Genomic DNA, 24,649 nt, shown 5'->3' with positions numbered 1-24,649 from the left:
GAATGCCCCCGCAGGCGTCGGATCGTCGCCGATCACGACAGCGCCTCGATCAGCGCCGACGATGTCGCGACCGCGCCGAACACGCCGCCCTGCATCTTGATCATCTTCAGCGCGTGGTCGTGATTGCCCTTGTCGGTGGCGCCGCAGCAGTCCGACAGCAGCACGCATTCGAAGCCGCGGTCGTTGGCCTCGCGCATCGTGGTGTGGACGCAGACGTCGGTCGTGATGCCGGTCAGCACGATGTTCTGGATGCCCTTGAGGCGCAGGATCAGCTCCAGATCGGTGGCGCAGAACGAGCCCTTGCCGGGCTTGTCGATCACGATCTCGCCGGGCAGCGGCGCCAGCTCGGGAATGATCTCCCAGCCCGGCTCGCCGCGCACCAGGATGCGGCCGCAGGGGCCGGGGTCGCCAATGCCGGCGCCGATCTGCTGCGAGCGCCAGCGCTTGTTGGCGGGCAGGTCGGAGAGATCGGTGCGGTGGCCCTCCCGGGTGTGGATGATGCAGAAGCCCTGCGCACGCATCACCGTTAGCAGCGTCTTGATCGGCTCGATGGGGGCGCGGGTCAAGGAGAGGTCATAGCCCATCTTGTCGACATAGCCGCCGACGCCGCAGAAGTCGGTCTGCATGTCGATCACGATCAGTGCCGTGTTCTCTGGACGGAGATCGCCGTTGTAGGGCCAGGCATAGGGCTCGGAGCGGATGGTGCGCGCGGTCATGGCGGGCCTCTGGACTAGCGGGTGATGGACAATTCGGCCGGCGCGCCGCTCAGGGTGCGCTTCGGCGAGCAGGTGATGATCATGATGAGAAGCGTCAGGATGTAGGGCGCGGCATTGAACAAGTGATAGCCGGAGGTGACACCGACCGATTGCAGCGCCGGTCCGAGCGCGGCAGCACCGCCGAACGCCAGCGAGGCCCCCAGGCACAGCATCGGGTCCCAGCGTGCGAAGATGACGAGCGCGACCGCGGTGATGCCTTGCCCCGATGACAGGCCCTCGTTCCAGCTGCCGGGATAGAACAGCGACAGGAACGAGCCGCCGATGCCGGCGAGGAAGCCGCCGGCCATGGTGGCGCGCAGTCGGATCATCAGCACCGAATGGCCCATCGCCCGCGCCGCGTCGGCGCTCTCGCCGGCAGTGCGGATCAGGAGGCCCCAGCGCGTGGTCTTGAATGCCCACAGCAGCAACGGCGCGAGTGCCACGCCAAGCAGGAACAGCACGTTGATGCGCAGCGCGGCGCGAACCTGCGCCACGTCGCTCCACCAGCCGAAATCGATCGCCGGCAGCCGCGCGGCGGTGGGCTCGATCAGCGGCTTGCCGAGGAAGAAGGCGAGGCCGGTGCCGAACAGCATCAGCGAGATACCCACCGCGACGTCGTTGACGCGCGGCAGCGAGCAGATGCCGGCATGCAAGGCTCCCAACAGCGCGCCGGTGAGGCCGGCAGCGAGCACGCCGAGCCACGGCGAGCCCGTGAGATACGAGATGCCATAGGCGCTCATCGCGCCCATCACCAGCGTGCCCTCGAGGCCGAGATTGATGCGACCCGAGCGCTCGGTGATGCATTCGCCCAGGCTCACGAACAGGAACGGCGTGGAGACGCGGATGGCGCCGCCGAGCACCGCGAGCGGCACAGTCCAGAGTCCGATGTTGCCGTCTGCCATCGTCAGGACTTTCCTTTGAGGAAACCGATGCGGCCGTAGAGCGCGTCGCTCGCCAGCACTGAAATGAAGATGATGCCCTGCAGCACCATCACTGAGGCGTCGGGCAGCCCGAGCCGGCGCTGCAGCAAGCCGCCGGAGGCATTGATGCCGCCGAGCAGGATCGCGACCGGAATGATTGCCAGCGGGTTCTGCCGCGCCAGGAACGCAACGAGGATGCCGGTGAAGCCGTAGCCGACGGCGAGGTTGGCATTGGTGCGGCCCTGCACGGCGGCGACCTCGACCATGCCGGCCAGCCCGGCGCAGGCGCCGGCGAGGAAGCAGACGGTGAGGATCAATTTGCCGACCGACAGGCCGACGATCTTGGCGGCGCGGATGTTGCCGCCGGCGACGCGCGCGGCAAAGCCGAAGGTGGTGTGGTAGATCAGCATATAGGCCGCGATGGCGGCGATCAGGCCGAACACCAGGCCCCAGTGTACGTCGGTGCCGGGAATGCTGCCGATCATGTTGGCCGCGCCGATCTCACGCGTCGACGGCTTGTTGAGGCTCGCCGGATCGCGCATCGCGCCTTCGACGAGATGATTGAGGATCGCGAGCGCGATGTAGACCAGCAGCAGGCTCGAGATCGTCTCGTTGACACCGCGATACTGCCGCAAGGCCCCGGACAGCAGGATCCACAAACCGCCGCCAGTCATGCCGGCGATCACCATCGCGATCTGCACCATCAGCGGCGGCATGCCCTGCAGCGCCAGGGCCGCCGAGGTCGCCGACAGCGCGCCGATCAGCAGCGCGCCTTCGCCGCCGATGATCACCATGCCCAATTGCGCGGGCAGGGCGGTGCACAGCGCCGTCAGGATCAAGGGAGCTGCCCGCGTCAGTGTGTTCTGCCAGGAGAACCAGGTGCCGAAGGCGCCGTAATACATGTACCAGTAGAGATCGAGCGGGTTCTTGCCGAACAGCGCGACGAAGATGCCGAACACGATGAGCGCGGCGACAAGCGCCGCGCCCGGGATCAATATGTACTCGATGCTCCCGCCGTAACGTTGCAGGAAACCTGCGTCGGCGGCCGGCGCGATGGCGGCCGCATCAACCGGATCGGCCGCCTCTGATGTCACGACGTGGCTCCGATCACGCCCTCGACCAGGTAGTCCATCTTCTCGAGCTCAGGATCCTTCTGGCCGCGCTCGGTCCCGGCGGTGATCACGGTGTTGCCCTTGTTGTCCTTGATCGGGCCCTTGAAGATGGTGTAGCCCTCACCGAGGGACTTGCTCTTGATTTCGTCGGCATGCTTGCGTGCCTGCTCGGAGACCGCCTCGCCATACGCCGAGATCTTGACCACTTCTTCCTTGAGGCCGCCGCGATAGAAGTTCGGGATGCTCTCGCCAGCCTGGAGCATCTTGACGAATTTCGGATACAGCGCTTCCCAATTCCATTCCGCGCCGGTCAGATACGCCTTGGGCGCGAGCGGCGATTGGTTGACGTGATAGCCGGTGACGAAGGCGCCGCGGCGCGCGGCATTCTCCACCATCGTCTTGGGACCGTCGACATGGCAGGTCAGGACGTCCACGCCCTGGTCGATCAGGCTGTTGGTGGCCTCGGCCTCCTTGACCGGCATCGACCAGTCGCCGGTGAAGATCACCTGCGTGGTGGCCTTCGGGTTCGCGAGCTGCGCGCCGAGCGTGAAGGCGTTGATGTTGCGCAGGACCTGCGGGATCGGCTTGGCCGCGACGAAGCCGAGCTTGCCGCTCTTGCTCGTATAACCGGCGACGATGCCGGCGATGTATTGCGCCTCATCGATATAGCCGAAATAGGAGCCGGCGTTCTTCGGGTCCTTCTCGCTCCACAGGCCGCCGCAGTGCTCGAAGCGCAGCTTCGGGTACTTCGCGGCCATCTTGATCATGTGCGGATTGTAGTAGCCGAACGACGTCGGGAACAGCAGCGTGGCGCCGTCGAGATTGATCATCGACTCAATCGTCTTCTCGACCGCGTCGGTCTCCGGCACCTTCTCCTCTTCGATGACCTTCAGCCCAGGCAGCTTCTTCAGCGCCGCTGCACCTTGCGCATGCGCCTGGTTGTAGCCGTAGTCGTCGCGCGAGCCGACATAGATGAAGCCGATCGTCGTCTCCGCCGCGAAGGCCGGCCGCAGGCCGGCGGCTGCGCCGAGCGTCAGCGCCGCGCCACCCTGCAACAGATGCCGTCGTGAAATCCTGCCAAAGTCCATTGGTGAGCTCCCTCGGCGGGTCGATCCGCCCGCGCTGTCATCACGGCTTCACCGGCACGGCGGAGCCTCGAAAGGGAGTGATCGCAAGCTTTGTGCCAGCGCCGCGCGGGCAGGCAGGCGCACCAAGTCGTTGAAATGGCGCCATTTTGCAGATGATCGGAGCTTAGGCAGACGAATTCCCTGCTCGGTTTCAGCCTATAAAATAATCAATCGACTTCAATTGTATGCAACGAGTTCGGCCGCGTGGGACCGGCGCCAACCGTGCCCGCGAGCCGGAGGCTGCGACGCGGCGGCGGCCGCCAGCTCAAAGCGAGGCAGAACGAATGTCGCAGTGAGGAGGAGCAGTGGCGCAATCGTCTTCCGCAGGCTGTTCGCCGGTGAGCGAGCCCTTTTCATATCTGCTGCAGACTGTCTGGGGTCTCAGATCCCGAGCAGCCAGACCGCGACGATGGTGCCGATCACTGCGAGCCCGCTGATCGTCCAGCCCGTCACATAGGCGCCGTCGTCCGATCCCGCGGGATCGACCATCGTGTCGCGCCAGCCTTCCTCCTGCCAGTGCCCCTGTTGGTACGCCATGCGAACCTCCTCGAGCCTGCCTCCCCGTGGGATAAGTCGGATGCCCCTCGAGAAGGTTCAATCCCAAGCTGAAATCTTCGTTGCATGCGCTGCAACGCAAATCCCCGACATCCCCTCTGGTCAGGCCCGCGAAACGACCTAAGCTCGGGACGCGTTCCGCGAAGAGAACGAGGAAGTGGCCGGGCGGCAGGGCTGCGCCCGCAGCAGGGAAGGAAGAGCATCTGATGAAGGATTTCGCCGGCAGGATCGCCGTGATCACCGGAGGCGGCACGGGCATGGGCCGCGAGCTTGCCCGCCAGCTCGTGGCCGAGGGCTGCAACGTCGCGATGTGCGACGTCTCGGTCGAGGCGATGGCCGAAACGAAGCGGCTGTGCGAGGCCGAGAAGCTGCCGCAGGGCCTGCGCGTCACCACCCATGTCGCCGACGTCTCGATCGAAGCGCAGCTCCAACGCTTTCGCGACGAGCTCGCCGAGCAGCAGGCCACCGACAAGATCCATCTACTGTTCAACAATGCCGGCATCGGCGGCGGCGGCAGTCTGTTCACCAATTCCAGGGAGCAGTGGGAGCGCACCTTCAACATCTGCTGGGGCGGCGTCTATCTCGGCGTCCGCACCTTCCTGCCGATGCTGCTGAAGGCGGACGAGGCGCATATCGTCAACACCTCGAGCGTCAACGGCTTCTGGGCCTCGGTCGGCATGGGCGTCTCGCACACCGCCTACAGCGCCGCGAAGTTCGCGGTGAAGGGTTTTACGGAAGCGCTGATCAACGACCTCCGCCTCAACGCGCCGCACATCAAATGCTCGGTGGTGATGCCCGGCCATATCGGCACCTCGATCGTCTCCAACTCGCGCAAGGTGCAGAGCGGCACGGAGTCCGACGAGCTCAGCGAGACCGAGATCATCCTGGCCCGCCAGCGCATGCAGGGCATGGGCATCGACGTCGCCGCCACGAGCGACGCCGACATCCAGGCTGCCGCCCGCGAGCGCGCCCGCAGCTTCCTCGAGGACGCCCCGACCACGGCGGCACAGGCGGCCAAGATCATCCTCGACGGCGTCAAGGCCGAGCAGTGGCGGATTCTGGTGGGCGAGGACGCCAAGCTGCTGGACTTGCGCGTCCGCCAGTCGCCGGAGCAGGCCTACGAGCCGGAATTCTTCCAGCGCTTCGCGCAGGAGGCTGGGTGGAAGCTGGGGTAGGGCAGGTCCATTGGTGTAGTTGGGACGGGATCTCTCGCCCCGAGACGGTGAGCTCCCCTCCCCCTTGCGGGGAGGGGAGACGAGGCCGCCGCGCCGTCCCCGCAAAATGCGGAGACTAGGCAAAGCGTGAAAGCCATTAGGCCCGTAGGATCTTTGCTACGCCGCCCTCATTACCGCGACGACGCCACCCGATACGCCATTCGCGTATGGCTGGGGCAATACGGCAAGCCCTCGATCGGCTTCGACCCGCAGAAGCAGAAATCATCGGCGCCGGGCGTCGAGATCGGCCAGCGGCAGCGTTCCTTGGAGAGCTCGAACAGCGAGCAGCCGTTCACGACGGTGCCGACCGGCTCCTCGACGATCACAGGCGGCGGGTCGTTCTGGACCGCGCGCAGGATGCGGCGGCGCAGCTTTGGCACGGGACGGCGTGCGCCATCGCGTGTCGTCTCGGCGCGGACCACGCGCCTGGAATCGCCGCCATTGTCGCGCGTCAGTGCCAGGCGGGAGATCTTGCCGATCACGGCGTTGCGGCTGACGCCGAGCTCGGCGGCAATCTCTCGGCAGGTCAGCCCGGCCTCAAAGTGCTGCTTCAGGGCCTGGAGCCGTTCCTCGGTCCAGGTGGGGAGTGTCTGTCGTTCGGCGGGCATTGTTGTCGCTTCCAAGTTTGATCCGTCCTGGATCGTCCTGGCCGACGGCTGCACCGAAAACTGTTGTCCGCGTTGCGTGTCCCTAGCTTACGCCCGTCCGTTGTCGCGAATCGACAGCAGCCCATCCTTGATGGCGAGCCGGATGCCTTCTTCAATCAACGTTCTGCAGACACCCGGAACGCTGGTGCCGTGGGTTCCCTGTTTCACGAGCTTTTCGAGATAGCCGATGGTTGCCAGGGCTAGGGTTACGGGGATGCGGTCAGTTTCGGCTTTTTCCGTCGCCATGCCTAAAAGCTAGTCCGTAACCGGTGTACAGAAAAGTAACTTTTTAGACTCTATTAGGAATCCAATAGGTTGTACAGCGGCTTGGGGATAACTGGTTAAGGCATTGAATTTTATGGAAATATGACGGACCGGGCCGGTCGCGACGGTGACTCTCCGCCCGCTCGGCGAGTCCGGGGCCGGAATCCGACGGCGAAGCACGGGTCGAGAAGATTCGCGTGAGCCGCGGTGTCCGACAGTCTCTTCAACCACCGTTGTGCCACGGTGCCTGGTTGGGGAACCCTGGCTGAAATTTTTGCAGAGCAGGCGGACGGTCATCGCGGCCACCGCGAGAAAATTCGTCATTCCAGAAATATCTCTTTCGCTTTTCCGGAAATTGTGCTTTAGTGCCGCCATCCCGTCTCAGCCGGAGGGGCGTTGCGCGCGATCGTCACGACACGCGAGGCGGGGAGCGATGGCCGCGATGGAGCCGCAGCGTGTCCTTATGGACGCGCGGACGAACGGCTCGGCGCGGACGTGAAGTCGCAGCGTGCTGACACCCCGATGCTGGTGTCCCCGCGGTGGCGCGCGAAAGCGCATCATCGCGTATGGTGGCCAACAAGCCCGGCGCACCAGGCAGACTGCGTATAAGCGTGAAGACCATCGCGCAGGGAAGGCCGGGCGTTCTCGGCTGCACCTGTGGTACCTGCCGCCTGCATTTTTTCTCGCAGGCGGGCCGCAGGCGTCAGCCGACGCCTGGCCTTCCCTGCGCCCTCCGACCTTTCAGAGGGTGAGATGCTGCAACAGAGCTCGGGCATGACCTGCCGCGGGATTGCGGACGCTTGTCCCTGAGTTGCTCCGCTCTCGCCTCATTCTCCGTTGTCGTCCCGGGCAAGCCACGACGCGTCAGCGGCGACGTGGCGCCGACCCGGGACCCATAGCCCCAGGGAGCGGTTGGTTTGCGCAGACCTGACCATCTTCACCCGTGCACGACGGCCTTCGCGATCATGCAATGAATGCCCTTGGAGCCATTGACGGTCTGGGTCACCCGCAGATCGGCGGCGAGGCTGCACAGCGTGTAGGCGTCCTCGCGCGACAAATTGCGCTTCTCGCCCAGCAGCACGATCATGTCGCGCAGCGCCCGCACCACGCATTGGTCGAGGTCGGGGTCCATCGCCATCGTCATGTAGTGCGTCGCCGTCTCGGCGCGCGGATAGTCGAATTTGAGATCCTTGCGCACGGTGAGACGGAAACGGCCCTGCAGCGCGGTCTCGATCGCGGTGACGCAGACCTCGCCGTCGCCCTGCACGCCATGGCCGTCGCCGCAGGAGAACAGCGCGCCTGGCACGAACACCGGCAGATACAGCTTGGCGCCCTGCCTAAGCTCCTTGTTGTCGAGATTGCCGCCCATCGCCCGCGGGATCAGCGATGTGATCCGGCCCCAGGCCGGCGGCGGCGCCACGCCCATCACGCCGAAGAACGGCGCCAGCGGCAGCTCCAGGCCCCACGGCAGCTTGCCGACCATCCGGTCCTTGTCGAGCGGGATGTTCATCAGCCGGCTCTCGTGGAAATCGTCGGGCAGGGTGCCCGCCAGCGGCCGGATGAAATTGTAGCCCCAGTCCTGCCGCAGCTGGACGTCGAGGATGTCGACCTCGAGCACGTCGCCGACCTCGGCGCCCTTGACCGCGATCGGGCCGGTCAGGATGTGGCCGGGCACCATGCGCTCGCTGCGGGCGTGGACGTCGAACAATTCCGGCGGCACATGGAATTTGCTGGTGTCGGGCACCACGTCGGGCCCGCCGCTGATCGAATCGATCGTGACCTCGTCACCGCTGTCGATCGTGAGCACCGGCTTCAGCCGGGATTCGAAGAAGCCCCAATGGCAGGTCTCGGGGCTCGCGTGCAGATGGTGATGGGCCATGGTCCTCTCATTCGTACCGGTTCGGGACCGAGCATAGCGCATCCGCCGGCCGCCGCAGAGAGATGGCGACGCATGGCGGCTGTCGTGTATGAGGGCGGCCGTGGCACCTCACCCCGCGCCGGAGCTCGCAATGTTCTTTGTCCTGTCGAAGACGCTCGGCCTGCTGGCACTGCCGACCAATTTCATGATCGCGCTGGGCCTGCTCGGCGCCATCCTCATGCTGACCCGGTTTGCCGTGCTCGGCCGCAGGCTCGTGGTCTCTGCCATGCTGCTGCTGGCGATCGTGGGCCTGACGCCGCTCGGCAGCCTGATGCTCTATCCGCTGGAGAGCCGGTTTCCGAAATGGGACCCGGCGAACGGCGCGCCGGACGGCATCATCGTGCTCGGCGGTCCCGTCGATTCCGACCTGTCGGTCATGTACGGCATGCCGGTGACGGTGGCGGGCGCCGACCGGGTGATCCAGGCCGCCGCGCTGGCGCGGCGCTACCCGAATGCGCGCATCCTGTTCACCGGCGGCAGCGCCAACCTGATCGCGACAGAGGCCAAGGAGGCCGATGTCGGCGCCGAGATCCTGCTCAGCCTCGGCGTGCCCAGGGAGCGGCTGTTGCTGGAGCGGCAGTCGCGCAACACCTACGAGAATGCGATCTTCTCCAAGGCGATGATCTCTCCGAAGCCGGGCGAGCGCTGGCTGCTGGTGACCTCGGCCTATCATATGCCGCGCTCGGTGGGGCTGTTCCGCAAGGCCGGCTTCCCGGTCGAGCCCTATCCCGTGGACTGGCGCGTCGGCCGCGTGCTCGACTTCGACGGCATCTCGCTGCTCGGACTGCGCCGCGCCGACATCGCTGTGCGCGAATGGGTCGGGCTCGTGGCCTACCGCCTGCGCGGCCGCATCGACGATCTGTTTCCGGGACCGGCCTAGGCAATCGTCTTGCTGAAGCCCGCCGCCTTTGCCGCCAGCTCGCCGCGCACGCGCTCGACGACCGGCTCGTAGCGGCAGCTCGAATCCTGCCGGAACAGCCGCGCGCTCGGATACCACGGGCTGTCGTCGCGATCGCGCAGCCAGCGCCAGTCGGCGAGATGGGGCAGCATGATCCAGGTCGGACGTCCCAGTGTGGCGGCGAGATGCGCGACGCTGGTGCACACGGTGACGACGACGTCGAGGCAGGAGATCAGCGCCGCGGTCTCGACGAAGTCGGTCAACTCGACGGTGAGGTCGCGGATGCCGCTCTGCTGCGCCAGCACCGCCTTGTCGGCTGGCCGCAGCTCTTTTTGCAGGCTGATGAAATCCGCCCCGAGATCGAGCAGCGGCAGCAGGGTCGCAAGCGGCATCGAGCGGTTGCGATCGTTGCCCTGGTGCGGATTGCCGGACCAGACGAGGCCGACCCGCAGCCGGTCATGCGCTCCGAGCCGCCGCTCCCAGGCCGCGATGCGCTCGGCCGGCAGTGGCGGGAGATAGCTTGGCGGTGGAATGGTATCGAGCGTGGTGCCGAAGGCCAGCGGCAGGCTCATCACCGGGCAGTGCATGTCGAAGACCGGCCGCTGCAGGTCCGGTGCGTAGGCGAGGCATTGCGTCACGCCGTCGATGCCGGCCATCAGCGGCCGCAGCGCCTCGCGCACCACCAGGATCACCTTGGCGCCGCGCGCGGCGACCATCGGCACGTAGCGGGCGAACTGGATGGTGTCGCCGAAACCCTCGTCCTCCTCGATCAGGATGGTCTTGCCGGCGATGTCCTCGTGGCCCAGCCATTTGGACTCGGCAAAGCGCGGATAGTCGATCGAGAAATCCGGCATGGCCCAGCGGGCCTCGCGCCGGGCCCAGCCGGAGACGAAGTCGCCGCACTGCAGCTCGATATGCGCGAGCTGCCACGCCGCCTTGGGATGATCGCGGACGAGCGCGAGAATCTGCCGGTAGACGGCAGCAGCATCCTCGAAACGCAGCAGCTGCAGCAGCGCAAAACCCTTGTTGAGCAGCACCTCGACGAAGTCCGGCCGCAACGCCAGAGCCTGATCGAACCACGGCAGCGCCTCCGCGCTGCGGCCGAGACAGACAAAGGCATCACCGAGATTGTTGCAGACCATCGGCTCTGTCGGCGCCAGCGCATGCGCGCGTTCGCAATCGGCCAGATACGCGTCGTAGCGTCTGAGCTCGCGGAGGCACCGGGCGCGCATCTGCAGCGACTGCAGGTCGTCCGGCCGCTGCGTCAGGCATATCGTGAAGGCTCGGGCGGCTTCCTCATAGCGCTGCTGCTGATGCAGCAGCAGGCCGCTCTGGAACGCAGCCTCACGGTGGGCGGGATCGATCGTCAGCGCGTGCTGATAGCTCAGCAGCGCCTCGGCGCCGCGGTCGAGCGCCAGCAGTACGCCGCCCATATGCTTCCACAATTCGGCATCGTCGGGCTTGAGCTGGATCGCCTTGTCGAACACCGCGAGCGCATCGTCGAGCCGGCCCATCTGCTTCAAGGTGAAGCCGAGGCTGGTGAGATAGTCGATCTTCGGCGTTTGTCGGATGGCCCGCGAGAACCACGCCACGGCGTGGTCGTGCTGCCCGGTCTGCAGCGCGACGATGCCCAGCAGCGCGAGGCTGTCGGCGTGGTTCGGGTCGGCCGCCAGCGCCTGCTCGCAGCACATCTGGGCATCGAGCAGACGCCCTCCGCCGAGGTGATGCAGTCCCGCCTCGTAGAGCGCGCCGGGCGACAGCACGGGCGTTCCGCCGGGGCCGGCCGTTGCGCTCTTGGCGCCTTCCTTCCGGTCGCTGCGGGTCATCGACTGATCCTGTCCGAGGATCGAAAATTCATAAGTGATTCCCGTAATATCGAGAAGGATCATGGTATGGCGGGCGAGCCCGGAGGGCGGAAATACTGGCATCACGCGGTGCGAGGGTCTAACAAGCGCCCCGAAGTCGAACCACGCATTGGACCGGCAGGCGGTGCGGTAGGGAGGGAGCGCCACATGCAACAGCCGAACGGGACGGACAGGCTGGACCTGGCGGCCATGGTGGCCGATCTCAACGGCCTGCTGCGGCTGAAGACGACCGTGATCGGCATCAAGATGTTCGCCCGCGTCGAGGACATGGAAGCGGTGGAGAAGATCCGCCGGCCCAACGCGGTGCACACCACCGACCAGATCGTCAGCATGGCCTCGCGGCTCGGCTGGACAGTCGGCATCACCGGAGATGATCTGGTCGGCGCGCAGTGCCGCGCGGTGATCGGGCTCGGCCCGCAGGACGAGGCCTGGCTCGAGGGCGCGAACTATGTCGGCGTCTGGCACGGCACGGCGGAGGACGCGCGCAAGCGACAGGAGGCGCTGGACGTCGTGCCGTTCGGCCGCTACCAGGCCATGGCCGTCAGCCCGCTGTCGAGCGGCCGGCTGGATCCGCCGGACATCTGCCTGGTCTATGCGACGCCAGGACAGATGATCATCCTGATCAACGGCCTGCAATATGTCGGCTACAAGAAGTTCGAATGGGGCGTCGTCGGCGAGACCGCCTGCGCCGACTCCTGGGGACGCGCGCTGAAAACCGGCGAGCCGAGCCTGTCGCTGCCATGCTTCGCCGAGCGCCGCTATGGCGGCGTGCCGGACGAAGAGATGCTGATGGCGCTGAAGCCATCCGATCTCGCCAAGGCGATCGCCGGCATGAGACAGCTCGCCAGGAACGGTCTGCGCTATCCGATCGCGCCCTACGGCATCCAGAACGACGTCCGCGCCGGCATGAACGTGTCGTATGGGAAGAAATAGGTGATCGTCATTGCGACCGCAGCGAAGCAATCCAGAGTCTTTCTGCAGAGACAGTCTGGATTGCTTCGTCGCAAGCGCTCCTCGCAATGACGGAGCAACTGATTTGCAGCAGATCTAGGGAACAAGAATGACGTCATCCAAATTCGACATCATCGTCTATGGCGCCACCGGCTTCACCGGTCAGCTCGTCGCCGAATACCTGACCACGCAATATCGCGGCGACACATCGCTGCGCTGGGCGATGGCCGGCCGCAGCCTCGACAAGCTCGCGGCCGTGCGCGATGCGATCGGCGCGCCCGCGGAGACGCCGCTGATTGCGGCCGATGCCTCAGATCCCGCGTCACTGCAGGCGATGGTGGCGCAGACCAGGCTGGTGCTGACCACCGTCGGTCCTTATCAGCTCTACGGCAACGAGCTCGTCGCGGCCTGCGCCGAAACCGGCACCGACTATGTCGATCTGTGCGGCGAGCCGGTGTGGATGCGGCAGATGATCGACAAGCATCAGGCCACCGCCGAGAACAGCGGCGCGCGCATCGTGTTCTCCTGCGGCTTCGATTCCGTGCCGTTCGAGCTCGGCGTCTATTTCGTGCAGCAGCAGGCCAAGAAGGTGCTCGGCGCCGCAGCGTCGCGCGTGAAGGGCCGCGTCCGCGGCATGAGCGGCACGCTCTCGGGCGGCACCGCGGCGAGCGCCAAGGCGACCTTCGATGCGGTCGCCAAGGATCTGAGCCTGGTAGCGATCCTCAAGGACTCGTTCGCCCTGACGCCCGGCTTCAAGGGCCCGAAGCAGCCGTCGGGCAACAAGCCCGTCTATGAGGAGGATCTGCAGTCCTGGACGGCGCCGTTCATGATGGCGCTGATCAACACCCGCAACGTCCACCGCTCCAACATGCTGATGGGTTTTCCCTACGGGCAGGACTTCGTCTATGACGAGATGGTGCTGACCGGCCCGGGCGAGAAGGGCGAGGCCAACGCCAAGAAGGTGATGGCGGCAAATGCCGAGAAAACCGGCCCCAACGCGCCGAAGCCGGGCGAGGGTCCCTCGAAGGAGGAGCGCGAGAACGGCTACTACAATCTTCTCTTCGTCGCGATCGCCCCCGACGGCCGCCAGGTCCGCGCATCCGTGAAGGGCAATCGCGATCCCGGTTACGGTTCGACCTCGAAGATGATCAGTGAATGCGCCGTCGGCCTGCTGCGCGACGGCGCCGGCGTGAAGGGCGGGTTCTGGACCCCGGGCGCGGCGCTCCGCGACAGCCTGATCAAGCGGCTGGCGGACCACGCCGGCCTGACGTTCACGGTGGAGGATTAGGAGGCTGCGATGTGCGGGCCGATCCCTGCGGATCGGTTCGCCTCGGCCTGATGGGCGCGCGTGGCGGCGACCATGCCCCACATCGTGCCGAGCATCAGGAAGAAGTGCCGCCAGTGGTCGGTGTCGATGATGAAGCTTTCGCCGACGGTGCCGAGGAACGCCGAGAACACCGCGATGTAGGTGCGCTGCCAGGGCACGCGCACGAACAGATAGCGGAATCCGAGAATGACAGTGGTGAACACCAGCGCGGGATAGCAGATGCCGGACAGCCAGCCGCCCGACATGAAGGCGTTCAGATAGGAGTTGTGGGTGTCCTCGGGGAAGTAGTTGTGGAACTGCAGCGGCCCGATCCCGAACGGGAGGTCGAGCGCCATGTCGGCGCCGAGAATGTGGCGTCCGAAGCGTCCGAACCGGCCCTCGTCATAGCTCTGGTCGAAGCTCGCCCGCTGCTTGAACATGTCGGCGATGGAATCGATCGAGAGCAGAACGCCGATCAGGACGATGCCGGCCACGGCGGCCGCCAACGTCATGAAGATGATGCGGGAGCGCTCGCCCCGCGTCTGGCTGGTGAGCACCATCATCGCCAGCATGAAGGCGGCGGTGAGGACGAGGCCGCCCCAGGCCGCGCGCGAGAAGGCGAGCAGGATGGCGAGCGCCATCACGCCGAGCGCGAAGCTGGCGCGCAAGGTCGCGGCGAAGCGGGCGGTCACGACGTTCTGCAGCGCGAGCAGCGCCGGCAGGATCAGGAACGCGCCGAGCACGTTCGGGTCCTTGAAGGTGCCGCGCGCACGGCCATACAGGGTGAGGAGATCGTATCCACCCGGCACCAGATGGAAATAGCCGGCGACGCCCGCGAGGGCTGCGATCGCGCCGCCCATCACGAGGCCGCGCCGGAGCATGTCGAGCCGCAATTCGGTATCGTCCGACGTGAGCATGGCAATGAAGATCGCCGTGAACGCCATGTACCAGGAGGTGGCGATCCAGGTCGCGATCTTGGAATCGTCGAGCAGCGGTATCGCGCTGATCGTGTAGCCGAGATTGACCAGGACCAGCAACAGCAGGAGCGGCAGGAATACGAGGCGCAGCCTCATGCCGGTCGCGAAGAACACCGCGGCGGAGGCGAGCGTGACGAGCTCATAGGGGCTCGGTTCGATGAACACGATGGCGCCGGAGACCCCGACCATCCAGACCAGCGCACGCTGCAGGGCGACGACGCCCGGAGGGGCGATCGGCCTCGATGCGAACTCTCCGGCTGCCGCCGTCATGGCCATCGCGAACTCACACTCATACGCAACGCATGGCGGGATCGGCCAGACACACGCGCGAAGCGGGCGTTTGCCCGCTCCGGATCCCCGATATCAATAGGCGTTCTCGCTCTTGGTCATCAGCGCCAGCGGCGTCTTGAGCAGGATGTAGAGGTCGAACAGCACGGACCAGTTCTCGATGTAGTAGAGGTCGAACTCGACGCGCTTCTGGATCTTCTCCTGGTTGTCGATCTCGCCGCGCCAGCCGTTGATCTGCGCCCAGCCGGTGATGCCGGGCTTGACGCGGTGGCGGGCGAAATAGCCGTCGACGGCCTCGTCGAACATCCGGTTCTGCAATTTGCCCTGCACGGCGTGCGGCCGCGGACCGACCAGCGAGAGGTTGCCCTTGAACACCACGTTGAACAGTTGCGGCAGCTCATCGAGGCTGGTCTTGCGAATGAAGCGGCCGACGCGGGTCACCCGCGGATCGTTCTTGGTGACGACCTTGGACGCCGTGGGGTCGGCCTGGTGGTGATAGAGCGAACGGAACTTGAAGACGTCGATGCGCTCGTTGTTGAAGCCGAACCGCTTCTGCCGGAACAGCACCGGCCCCGGGCTGTCGAGCTTGATCGCGAGCGCGACCAGCGCCATCACCGGAAGCGCAAGCAGCAGGATGAGGCCGCCGACCAGCCGGTCGAACAGCATCTTCATCACCAGGTCCCAGTCGGTGATGGGGGCCTCGAACACGTCGAGCGTCGGGACCACGCCCAGATAGGAGTAGGAGCGCGGCCGGAAGCGCAGCTTGTTGGTATGGGCCGAAAGGCGAATGTCGACCGGCAGCACCCACAGCTTTTTCAGCATGTCCAGGATGCGGGTTTCCGCCGAGATCGGCAGCGCGAACAGCACCAGGTCGACGCGGGTTCTGCGCGCGAACTCGACGATATCATCGACCTTGCCGAGCTTCGGCGCGCCAGCGCAGGTCTCGAGCGCGCGGGAGTCGTTGCGGTCATCGAACACGCCGAGGATCTCGATCTCGGAGTCGTCCTGCGCCTTCAGGGCACGCACCAAGTCCTCGCCGCTCTGGTCGGCGCCGACGATGATGGTCCGGCGATCGAGGCGTCCTTGTCTGGCCCAGCTGCGGATGAGGTTGCGCAGCACGACGCGGCTCGCGATCAACGCGCCTAGCCCCACGAAGAAGAACGCGGCGAGCCAGAGACGGGAGACTTCGTTGCCGATCTTGGCGAAGAAGGAGAGCCCGATGAACAGCAGGAAGACGAAGCAGTAGGACGAGATCATCCGGGTCATCTGCCGCACCTGGGCGCGGAAGACCTGGATTTGGTAGATGTCGGCGGCCTGGAAGCACACCACCGTGGTCACGGCCAGGCCGAGAATGGCAACGAGATACTCCCAATGGAAGCCGCTGAGCGGAACCACGTAGCCGAAATAGATGACGCTGCCGACGACGCTCAGCAGCACGAAATCGATGATGCGAACGATGCCGGCGAGGACGATCGGAGAGTAGGCGCGGTGAACCTTCTGATTGGCGACCGCGAGGGCCGCCGGCGACAAGCGGCGGCGCCGTTCAACGGCCGGCCGTCCGGCCGCGGCGGTCGATGCGGCCGTCGCCGCAGCAGCATCCAACATCGAGCGAGCGTTGATCGGTTCCACAGTCGTACAAGCCCGGATTATGTTTGTTAGTATTTGTGGTCATGTAAGCGCTCATGGCGCCGGGGGAAATTCCCCACCGGCGGGATTAAGGGCCAAATCGGAAGAAACGGTTAGCGATGGTAAATGACGTCAGGTCTTGGTAAACGCCTCGCGGTAGCTGTCGAGCACGCCCTCGACCATCGCTTTCTGCGAGAAATGCTGGAAGACCCGCTCGCGCAGCGCCTTGGCGCGCAGTTGCGTGGTAGCCGGATCGTCCAGTGCAACAGCGATTGCGTCGGCAAGCGCGGTCGCGTTGCCCGGCATGAACATCGCGTCGTCGTGCGGTCCGAAGATCTCAGGGATGCCGCCGACTCTCGCTGCGATCATCGGAACCCCGGCGGCTCCCGCCTCGATCACAACATAGGGCATGGAATCGCCACGCGAGGGAACGACGAGCAGCCGCCCTTTCGAAAATCCGTCGCGGGCCTTCACGTGGCCGATGAAGCGTACTGCGGCCGCAAGACCGAGGCGTTCGACCTGAGCCTTGAGTTTCGTCATCTCTTCGCCGTCGCCGCCCAAAGTCAGCGTCAGCGGGCGGCCACGGGAGCGCAGCTCCGCGACGGCATCGATCAGCAGATCCGTGCCCTTGATGTGCCTGAACTCGCCGACATACGCCAGGTCGGTCTGGTCCCGGGCTGGTGCGATCGGGTCGAACTCGCCTGCAGTGACACCGTTGAAGACGCAATTCACCAGTCCCTGAGGATGGCCGATCATGCGCTCATAGGTATCGCGGGCGAATACGCTCTCGAACAGGAAGAGGTCGGTCCGGTTCATCAGCGCACGTTCAAGCCGGCCATACAGCGCGCCTTTGAACGTGTCGCGTGGGTAGTGCAGCGAACCGCCGTGAGGCGTGTAGATGCGGATCGTTCCTGGCCGGTGCGGCAGCAGGCGGACGAATGCGCCGGCCTTGGCGCCGTGGCCGTGCAGAACGTTCGGGGCGAGTGTACGGGCGAGTCGATAAAACCGTCTCAGTGCCAGAATGTCGCTCGGCCAAGGCTCCCGATGAATGGGGATGCGGTGCACGCCGAGTGTCAGGCGAGGCGCGATCTGGGCCAGCGCGGCATCGGCGCGTTCGCCGCCGGTCAGGCTGTCCGCGATGATGCCCACGTCGTGCCCGTGATCGACCTGACCGTTGGCAAGGTCGAGGATATGCCGAAAGATGCCGCCGACGGGAGCTCTGACCGCGTGAAGGATTTTGAGAGGTTTGTTCTGCGACGGTGCCATGTCGAACTCGCCCGCGCCCTCGGCTTGCGCTTGGTTTTGCCAGGCGCCGCTGCGCGAGCTGATCTGACGACTGGCGGATAGCGGAAGCACGGGCGCCTCTCGTCGCTGAATATCGATAGCTCCAACCTCGATAGAGGCTTGATGGTTAACAAAGTCTCACTTGTCGTCACTACCAGGCAAGCTCGCACCAGCATTGTGACGATCTGGCGCAAGCTCACGTGTTGCGAGCAGCATATGGCGAAGGATGACGATTGTTCGATAGGGCGAGGTTGCAGGCGCTCCGGTTAACCCGTCAGCAACCTTAATAGAGTGTAATTGTACCACGTATGGTGGCGGCGTGGCGCGGGTCTCGCGGGAGTGGATAATGCGGTTGGCGTTCTGGCGTGCCGGCAAGAAGACACAGGTTGACGGAGCCTCCGCCCGACCTGTGACAGGCTCGCCGTCGTCGGCGGAGCCCGGCCCGGCCGGCGATCTCGACATCCGGCTGGTTGGTCGTGCCCTGGCGCGAAAGCGTGGCTTCATCCTTCTGCCCACGCTGCTCGCTCTCGTTCTGTCGATTGCCGCAGTCAACATGATCACACCGCGCTACAAGTCCGAAGCGCGGATTCTGATCGACGGCCGCGAGAACGTGTTCGTGCGGCCGAACGGGGAGCGCACCGAGGAGCGGACGGCGCTCGATGCCGAGGCGGTCACGAGCCAGGTGCAACTGGTCCTGTCGCGCGATCTGGCCCGCGACATCATCAGGAAGAACAAGCTGGGCGAGCTGTCAGAGTTCGATCCCGTGCTGCGGGGCGTGTCGCCGCTGAAGTCGGTCGCGGCGATGATCGGCCTCGTGAAAGATCCGCTCGCCATGACGCCGGACGAGCGCGTCATGGACGCCTATTACGAGCGCTTGACCGTTTACGCCGTGGACAAATCGCGGGTGCTCGTCGTCGAGTTCCAGTCGCAGGATCCGGCGCTTGCGGCGCAAGTCGCGAATTCGATCGCGGATGGCTATCTCGTAGTTCAGCAGAATGCCCGCCAGGCGCAGGCGAAATCGGCCAGCCAATGGCTCTCTGGGGAGATCCAGGGGCTGCGCAGGAAGGTCGAGGAGGCGGAGTCGCGGGTCGAGGAGTTCCGCGCCAAGTCGAATTCGTTCATGGGGACCAACAACACGTCGCTGTCCAACCAGCAGATGGGCGAGGTCAATACCCAGCTCAACAATGCGCGCGCCTTGAAATCGGATGCCGAGACCAAGGCGCGGCTGATCCGGGAGATGCTGCAGAGCGGCCAGCCGATCGAGGCGTCCGAGGTGGTCAACTCGGAGCTGATGCGCCGGCTGTCCGAGCAGCGCGTGAATCTGCGCGCGCAGCTCGCGGAGCAGTCGTCGACGCTGCTCGACAATCACCCGCGCATCAAGGAGCTGAAAGCGCAACTGGCTGATCTCGACCGCCAGATCCGCGACGAGGCCGGCAAGATCTCGCGTTCGCTCGACAGCGACGCGCGCATCGCCGACGGGCGGGTGCAGATGTTGAGCCAGAGCCTCGATCAGGCCAAGAAGCAGGCCACCTCCACCAATGGCCTCGATGTCCAGCTGCGGGCGCTGGAGCGCGATGCGAAGTCGCAGCGCGACCTGCTGGAATCGTATCTCGCCAAGTACCGCGAGGCGAACACCCGTGAGTCGCTCGACACCCCGCCGGCGGATGGGCGGATCATCTCGCGGGCGGTGCTGTCCAACACGCCGGCGTACCCGAAGAAGCTGCCGATCGTGCTGATCGCCACATTGGCGACCTTGATGCTGACCTCGGGCGTGGTCATCACCGGCGAGCTGCTGCGTCTGACCGCGCCGCGCCCAGCGAGCCAGATCCCAGCGGCGAGCGCGATGCCGGATGTCATGGTGCTCGCGGCCCGGGTCGAGCCGATGATCGCGGCGCCCATGGTCGCCGCAGCGCCGGCCGTTGCCGCGTCGGCAACGACTGTAGCGGCGCGTCCCGCCGCGGTCGTGCCGCCAGCGGTGGCCGCCGTCGCGCCCGAACCGGTCAAGCCGCCGCCGATGAACGAGTTCGAGCAGCTCGCATCCGATCTGCTCGCCGCGGGAGAGGGCGCCCGCAAGGTCACCGTGCTCGGTACGGCCGGCGGCGAGGCCGTCACGTCCACCGCGCTCGCGATCGCGCGCACCATGGCAGCGCAGGCGCGCGTGGTGCTGGTCGACCTCGCCGGCAGCCCGCAACTGCTTGCAGGCGTGTCGGTCGATCCGGCCGCGCCCGGCCTCATCGAGCTGATGCTGGGTGAGGCATCGTTTGCGTCCATCATCACCAAGGACCAGGCCTCGCGGCTGCATCTGGTCAACGCCGGCCGCCCCGGCGCCGACCGCAGCCAACTGCAATCGCCGCGGCTCGCGCTCGCGATCGATGCGCTGCTGCGCGTCTATGACCACGTGCTGCTCGACGCCGGCAACGCCTCCGACCTGCCGGCCGAGCTTTTGACCGCGGGCGCGCGCGCCATCGTCGTGCCCGATCCCAACATGTCTGCCGACGCACGCAGCCAGATGAGCGAGCAGCTGCGTGAGGTCGGCTTCGGCGCCGTCACCATGCTGAAGGCACCGGTCGGAGGCGCCAACCGCAACCAGCCGGGGCCGCGCGGCGTCGCCGCCTAGTCTCCGGCCTTCTCGTCGGCCTTTTCGTCCACCTGGGCGGCGCCGCCACGCGATTGCAGCGCGCCGCGCAGCTGCTGTGCCAGACGGAACAGGGCAGGGCTGTGCTTGACGGCATGCTTGGCCCGTCCGACCGCAGCCATCGTCGTTGCGGCGACGCGGCCCCGCGCGGTCAACGGCATGAAGCTGTCGAAGATCGGCTCGTCATCCTTGCAGAACATCCGCTTGTAGTCGTCCGATCCGATGCCGAGATCGAGGGCGCGAAAATCCTCTCGCGCGTAATGATCGATGATCGAGCGCATCAGGATCAGTCCGGGACTCCAGCGCGCATTCTCCGACAGCGTGTAGGTGTTGAACATCATCGAGAAGCGCGCCCCGTCGGCTACGCCGGCAAACAATGCGATGATCTCGGCATCGCAGCGCAGCGCGTGGATATCGATGGCGCGATGCCCGCAGTCGAGTTTTGCCATGCAGGCGCTTCGCACGAAGGCCGCGACGCCGGGCTCGGCAAATACGTTCGGCAGCCTCTGCTCGGCCATGCGGACCGGCTTGGTGCGGAAGAACCAGTCGAGCAGCTCGGCGATCTCGGCGTCGCTGCTCGCGACCATGTAGCGATAGCCGGGCAGCGCCTGCAGCTTCTTTTCCTTGCTCTTCAGCCGCTTTCGGAACGAATTCGACAACAGCGCCGTCGGCGCAGCCCCCGGCGGCATCAACAGCACCGGACAGTCGTTCACCGACGACTGGTGCGGCCATTGCGCCAGTGGATTGGCGAGATCGCGCCAGTGCAGCGGCTGCTGTGTCAAGGCGAGCACGTCGACACCGCCGCGATCGCGCAACCCTGCGAGCAGGACGTCGAGATCGTCGGCGCTGGCGCGCGTGGCGAATTCGCGATCCATCAGCGGCATGTTGAAGGTCGTATGCTTGCCGCCCATGAAGGTGGCGATGCGCACGCCGCAGGCGTGCCGCAACGTCAGCGGCAGCAGCGTCATCGGGCGTTGCTCGACATCACGCCCGATGACGATGAAAGGCGTCGTATGCTCGCGCGCGCCGACGTCGCGCTGCCATGCGCCGAGCAGGTCGAAGCGTTGGTAGGGCGTCGAGACATGTTCGGGGACTTCGAGCGCGCGCCAGACCGGCTCGGCGGCAGCCAGATCGGACACGATGTCGACCCGCGCGAGCCCCGACGGCAGTCGCCGCGCGGGCGCCTGCGCCGTCCGGCTCTCGATCACGGCGGCCATGGTCATCGCGCAGCTCGCGTTGTCGTGGAATTTTGTTGCTTGACGTCGGGAGACCCTCGCAAAGAAGTCTCAACAAAAGGTAATGGCAATGACTTCGTCCCAAATCGGGAATGGCACAAACAAAGACCTGTTCAAATCGGCAGCGGCCACGCGATCTTGACGGCGGACGATCGCTATCATCGGATCGCGGTGATCATGACGCGATCGCGCCATGGTCTGACAGCATCAGGTGGGCGCGGACGGTCTGGTTTCAAGTGGGATTCGGGGAAGGGGCGCGGGAATTGTCGTCGGACAACAGGTGGCTGCGCAGCGCCCGGCTCGAGCTGGCCTATTTCAGCGGACGCACGCTGCTCGCGTCGCGGGCCACGGGCGGCGCCGGCGCCGTGCTGCGGTTCGAGCGGGTGCGGCCGCGGCGCAAGGGGGCGTTTCAGCCGCTGAAGTGCGCGGAGATCACGCCCGTTTTTCTCGACAAGGTGATCCGGGCGCTGAAGCGCTGGGGCTATGAGATCGTCTCGCTCGACGAGGCCTGCCACCGGTCGGTCCGACTGCCCGAAAGCCGTCGCTTCGCCTGCCTGAGCTTCGACGGCGCCTCCAAGGACGTGATCACGCATGCCTATCCCGTGCTCGCCCGCCACGGCGTGCCGTTCACCGTTTACGTGCCCCCGGCCTTCCCCGATGGTCTCGGCGAGGCCTGGTGGCTGGCGCTGGAGGCCGTGATCGCGCGCGAGGCGCGCATCAGCCTCGTGATCGACCATCGGGAACAGCGATTCAACGTGGTCACGCCGGCTGAAAAATACGAGCTGTTCGCCCATCTCGCAGGCTGGCTGCGCAAGCTGCCGCCGGCTGAACTGTCGATCGCGATCCGCGACCTCTGCGCGCGCCATTCGGCCGATCTCGCCGCCCTGAGCCGCGAGTCCGCGATGGATTGGACCGACATCGCCCGTCTCGCCGCCGACCCCAACGTCACGATCGGCAGTGCCACCGTGCATTATTCCGTGCTCGCCAATCTCAGGGATGCCGACGCCCAGCGCGAGATCACGATGGGCAAGGCGGTGTTGGAAACCGCGCTGCGGCGACCGGTCCGGCACATGGCGTATCCGTTCGGCGATCGCTATTCGTTCCGCCGCAGCGACGTCGTGCTCGCCGAGCAGGCGGGCTTCGTCAGCGCGGCCTCGACGATGCCAGGCGTCGTGCAGAGCGAAGGCCGCACCAGCCTGCACATGCTGCCGCGGATCGCCTGGGACGGCCGCTCGCGCTCGCTGCGCGCCTTGAAGGTGCTGATGGCCGGCATCACCCTGCCGCGGGAAAAATCCGCGCCGCAGCCGAAGCTCGATCTCGGCTGATCAGCCCTGCTGCCGCTCCGGATCCGGGCGCAGCATCCAGCTCACGATCGGCATCGCCGGCAGCACCCAGCCCATGCCGACGACGACGTAATACACCGCCTGCAGCCAGCCGGAGTTGGCGATCAGAGGGAATTGCGCCATCACCATGCCCATCATCGACCAGGCGAAAGCGAGCAGGAGCAGCGCGACGGCGCCGATCAGTTTGCGGGTGCGGATCGTCATGACGGGATTGTCAGCCTCGGCTGGGGGCGGCGCGGCTTGCGCGTGATTTCCCCGGGATTATAAGGGCCTGTCAGCCCCGGTTCAATCGAGCGTTCAACGTCCATGACCACGGTTCCCCGCACGACAGATCTCGCCGCGATCCGCATCTGGCTGCTCGCCGTGGCCGGCCTGATCGCGCTGATGGTGTTGGTCGGCGGCGCCACGCGGCTGACCGAATCCGGGCTGTCGATCGTCGAATGGAAGCCGGTCACCGGCACCCTGCCGCCGTTGTCCGAGCAGGCCTGGACCGATGCCTTCGAGGCCTACAAGACCATTCCGCAGTATCGGCAGATGAACGCCGGCATGACCCTGCACGAGTTCAAGACCATCTTCTGGTGGGAATGGAGCCATCGGCTGCTCGGCCGCGTCATCGGCATGGTCTATCTGCTGCCGTTCCTGTGGTTCCTGTGGCGCGGCGCCGTGTCCGGCCCGCTCGGCCGCAGGCTGTGGCTGATCTTCGGCCTCGGCGCGCTGCAGGGCGCGGTCGGGTGGTGGATGGTGGCCTCGGGCCTCACCGAGCGCACCGAGGTGGCGCCTGTCCGTCTCGCGACGCACCTCTCGCTGGCCCTGTTGATCTATGCGTCGATCGTCTGGACCCTGCGCCGGCTTGCGTCGCGCGAGGAAACCGCGGCACCGGCGCGGCTGCGGCTCACCGCGTGGATGCTGGTCGGCGTCACCTTCGTGCAGCTCTATCTCGGCGCGCTGGTCGCCGGCCTGCGCGCCGGCCTCGTCTACAACACCTGGCCGGAAATCGACGGCGGCCTGATCCCGAAGGCGGCCAATCTGTGGATCCATTCGCCGTGGTGGATCAATCTGTTCGAGAACGATCTGACGGTGCAGTTCATGCATCGCATGACGGCGTATACGCTGCTGGCGCTGGCGGCGTGGCACGCCTTCGACGTGATGCGCGCGGGCGCCGGACGGGCGGTGGTGCGCAGCGCCCACCGGCTGCTCGCCGCGATTTTTGTGCAGGCGGTGCTCGGCATTCTCACCTTGCTGGCGCTGGTCCCGATCTCGCTGGCGCTGCTGCATCAGGGCACGGCCATCATCGTGCTGACGCTCGCCGTGCTGCAGGCCGAGCGCCTGTCGTCGCGGCGTACGGCTGTTGTCGCCGTGCCGCAGGCGGCGGTGGCTGCGGGGTAGGTGGGGTAGAGTTTCTCTTCCGCCTTCGCTCTTCGAGCTTCGGCGGACAAGTCGCTTCGCTCGCAATGACGTGGAGACATCAGTTTTCATCCTCGCGCGCCATCGCGCCGAGCTTTGCCGATCGTTTCACCCTCGAAAACATGCGAGGGCGCAGGGAAGGCCGGATGCCTGGCCGGCACCCATGGCCCGCGTGCAAAGAAAAAAGCACGCGGCGGTCACCACAGGTACGGCCGAAAACACCCGGCCTTCCCCGCGCGATGGTTTTAACGGTAGAGTCGAGGAAGGGCGCGGTGGCTTGGGCCATTCGGCAACGCCCCGTTTCCCTTCCCCGCTCATCGAACCG

22 protein-coding genes are annotated in these 24,649 nt (G+C 65.9%); 8 read left to right on the top strand and 14 right to left on the bottom strand.

What is annotated here, in order from left to right; genetic code table 11:
* Positions 1 to 32 precede the first annotated feature (32 nt).
* The 5 genes from QW868_RS30700 to QW868_RS30680 form a co-directional block, all read right to left on the bottom strand.
* The gene (locus tag QW868_RS30700; RefSeq protein ID WP_315740203.1) at positions 33 to 716 is read right to left on the bottom strand and encodes an isochorismatase family cysteine hydrolase; all 684 of its coding nucleotides are present in this window, start codon (positions 714 to 716) and stop codon (positions 33 to 35) included.
* Between the two features lie 14 nt (positions 717 to 730).
* Complete coding sequence (locus QW868_RS30695; RefSeq protein WP_316232313.1) at positions 731 to 1,657, bottom strand: ABC transporter permease; 927 nt, start codon at positions 1,655 to 1,657, stop codon at positions 731 to 733.
* 2 nt (positions 1,658 to 1,659) lie between these two features.
* Positions 1,660 to 2,769 (bottom strand): ABC transporter permease, encoded by a 1,110-nt coding sequence (locus QW868_RS30690; protein ID WP_316232312.1) that lies wholly within the window; start codon positions 2,767 to 2,769, stop codon positions 1,660 to 1,662.
* The gene (locus QW868_RS30685) at positions 2,766 to 3,875 is read right to left on the bottom strand and encodes a BMP family ABC transporter substrate-binding protein (RefSeq protein ID WP_316232311.1); all 1,110 of its coding nucleotides are present in this window, start codon (positions 3,873 to 3,875) and stop codon (positions 2,766 to 2,768) included. The genes QW868_RS30690 and QW868_RS30685 overlap by 4 nt, the downstream gene beginning before the upstream one ends.
* A gap of 420 nt (positions 3,876 to 4,295) precedes the next feature.
* The gene (locus QW868_RS30680) at positions 4,296 to 4,451 is read right to left on the bottom strand and encodes a hypothetical protein (RefSeq protein WP_315740199.1); all 156 of its coding nucleotides are present in this window, start codon (positions 4,449 to 4,451) and stop codon (positions 4,296 to 4,298) included.
* Between the two features lie 224 nt (positions 4,452 to 4,675).
* Here QW868_RS30680 and QW868_RS30675 point away from each other — a divergent pair, with 224 nt between their 5' ends.
* Positions 4,676 to 5,644, top strand: coding sequence for an SDR family NAD(P)-dependent oxidoreductase (locus tag QW868_RS30675; RefSeq protein ID WP_316232310.1), 969 nt, complete (start codon positions 4,676 to 4,678; stop codon positions 5,642 to 5,644).
* A 170-nt stretch (positions 5,645 to 5,814) separates the two neighbouring features.
* Here QW868_RS30675 and QW868_RS30670 read toward each other — a convergent pair whose 3' ends face one another.
* Together QW868_RS30670 and QW868_RS30665 are read right to left on the bottom strand one after the other, a co-directional pair.
* Positions 5,815 to 6,291 (bottom strand): GcrA family cell cycle regulator, encoded by a 477-nt coding sequence (locus QW868_RS30670; protein WP_315740196.1) that lies wholly within the window; start codon positions 6,289 to 6,291, stop codon positions 5,815 to 5,817.
* Positions 6,292 to 6,378: 87 nt separating this feature from the next.
* Entirely contained in the window at positions 6,379 to 6,576 is a 198-nt protein-coding gene (locus tag QW868_RS30665; protein ID WP_006614936.1) for a hypothetical protein, read from the bottom strand.
* Positions 6,577 to 6,801: 225 nt separating this feature from the next.
* Here QW868_RS30665 and QW868_RS30660 point away from each other — a divergent pair, with 225 nt between their 5' ends.
* Positions 6,802 to 6,960: a hypothetical protein gene (locus tag QW868_RS30660; RefSeq protein ID WP_316232309.1), complete on the top strand. Its 159-nt coding sequence runs from the start codon at positions 6,802 to 6,804 to the stop codon at positions 6,958 to 6,960.
* A gap of 571 nt (positions 6,961 to 7,531) precedes the next feature.
* Here QW868_RS30660 and QW868_RS30655 read toward each other — a convergent pair.
* Positions 7,532 to 8,473, bottom strand: coding sequence for an acetamidase/formamidase family protein (locus QW868_RS30655; protein WP_316160003.1), 942 nt, complete (start codon positions 8,471 to 8,473; stop codon positions 7,532 to 7,534).
* 130 nt (positions 8,474 to 8,603) lie between these two features.
* Here QW868_RS30655 and QW868_RS30650 point away from each other — a divergent pair, with 130 nt between their 5' ends.
* Positions 8,604 to 9,392 carry a YdcF family protein gene (locus tag QW868_RS30650; RefSeq protein WP_315798047.1) on the top strand — a complete coding sequence of 263 codons (789 nt, stop codon included), beginning with the start codon at positions 8,604 to 8,606 and terminating at the stop codon, positions 9,390 to 9,392.
* Here QW868_RS30650 and QW868_RS30645 read toward each other — a convergent pair.
* Positions 9,389 to 11,236 (bottom strand): tetratricopeptide repeat protein, encoded by a 1,848-nt coding sequence (locus tag QW868_RS30645; protein ID WP_316232308.1) that lies wholly within the window; start codon positions 11,234 to 11,236, stop codon positions 9,389 to 9,391. The two genes, QW868_RS30650 and QW868_RS30645, sit on opposite strands and share 4 nt — an antisense overlap.
* Positions 11,237 to 11,422: 186 nt before the next feature.
* Here QW868_RS30645 and QW868_RS30640 point away from each other — a divergent pair, with 186 nt between their 5' ends.
* Positions 11,423 to 12,208, top strand: coding sequence for a DUF169 domain-containing protein (locus QW868_RS30640; RefSeq protein WP_316232307.1), 786 nt, complete (start codon positions 11,423 to 11,425; stop codon positions 12,206 to 12,208).
* A 127-nt stretch (positions 12,209 to 12,335) separates the two neighbouring features.
* Entirely contained in the window at positions 12,336 to 13,514 is a 1,179-nt protein-coding gene (locus QW868_RS30635; RefSeq protein WP_316232306.1) for a saccharopine dehydrogenase family protein, read from the top strand.
* Here the strand turns inward: QW868_RS30635 and QW868_RS30630 are convergent.
* From QW868_RS30630 to QW868_RS30620, 3 genes are all read right to left on the bottom strand, one after another.
* Positions 13,511 to 14,785 (bottom strand): O-antigen ligase family protein, encoded by a 1,275-nt coding sequence (locus QW868_RS30630; protein ID WP_316232305.1) that lies wholly within the window; start codon positions 14,783 to 14,785, stop codon positions 13,511 to 13,513. The genes QW868_RS30635 and QW868_RS30630 overlap by 4 nt on opposite strands.
* 87 nt (positions 14,786 to 14,872) lie before the next feature.
* Complete coding sequence (locus QW868_RS30625) at positions 14,873 to 16,402, bottom strand: undecaprenyl-phosphate glucose phosphotransferase (protein ID WP_316232304.1); 1,530 nt, start codon at positions 16,400 to 16,402, stop codon at positions 14,873 to 14,875.
* 153 nt (positions 16,403 to 16,555) lie between these two features.
* Positions 16,556 to 17,689, bottom strand: a complete 1,134-nt coding sequence (locus QW868_RS30620; RefSeq protein ID WP_315740355.1) for a glycosyltransferase family 4 protein — start codon at positions 17,687 to 17,689, stop codon at positions 16,556 to 16,558.
* A gap of 364 nt (positions 17,690 to 18,053) precedes the next feature.
* Between QW868_RS30620 and QW868_RS30615 the strand changes: the two genes are divergently transcribed.
* The gene (locus QW868_RS30615; protein ID WP_316232303.1) at positions 18,054 to 20,324 is read left to right on the top strand and encodes an exopolysaccharide transport family protein; all 2,271 of its coding nucleotides are present in this window, start codon (positions 18,054 to 18,056) and stop codon (positions 20,322 to 20,324) included.
* On the opposite strand, the gene QW868_RS30610 is transcribed toward QW868_RS30615, so the two are convergent.
* Positions 20,321 to 21,565, bottom strand: a complete 1,245-nt coding sequence (locus QW868_RS30610) for a GNAT family N-acetyltransferase (RefSeq protein WP_316232302.1) — start codon at positions 21,563 to 21,565, stop codon at positions 20,321 to 20,323. The genes QW868_RS30615 and QW868_RS30610 overlap by 4 nt on opposite strands.
* 275 nt (positions 21,566 to 21,840) lie before the next feature.
* Between QW868_RS30610 and QW868_RS30605 the strand changes: the two genes are divergently transcribed.
* A complete protein-coding gene (locus QW868_RS30605) occupies positions 21,841 to 22,902 on the top strand; it encodes a polysaccharide deacetylase family protein (RefSeq protein WP_316232301.1) in 1,062 nt (353 codons plus the stop codon).
* Here QW868_RS30605 and QW868_RS30600 read toward each other — a convergent pair whose 3' ends face one another.
* Entirely contained in the window at positions 22,903 to 23,124 is a 222-nt protein-coding gene (locus QW868_RS30600; RefSeq protein ID WP_315711497.1) for a DUF2842 domain-containing protein, read from the bottom strand.
* 102 nt (positions 23,125 to 23,226) lie between these two features.
* Here QW868_RS30600 and QW868_RS30595 point away from each other — a divergent pair, with 102 nt between their 5' ends.
* Positions 23,227 to 24,306 (top strand): COX15/CtaA family protein, encoded by a 1,080-nt coding sequence (locus QW868_RS30595; protein WP_316232300.1) that lies wholly within the window; start codon positions 23,227 to 23,229, stop codon positions 24,304 to 24,306.
* Positions 24,307 to 24,649: the final 343 nt, after the last annotated feature.

Source organism: Bradyrhizobium sp. SZCCHNR1051, from assembly GCF_032489615.1.
Classification (GTDB): domain Bacteria; phylum Pseudomonadota; class Alphaproteobacteria; order Rhizobiales; family Xanthobacteraceae; genus Bradyrhizobium.
This window is presented reverse-complemented; position numbering and strand designations above follow the sequence as displayed.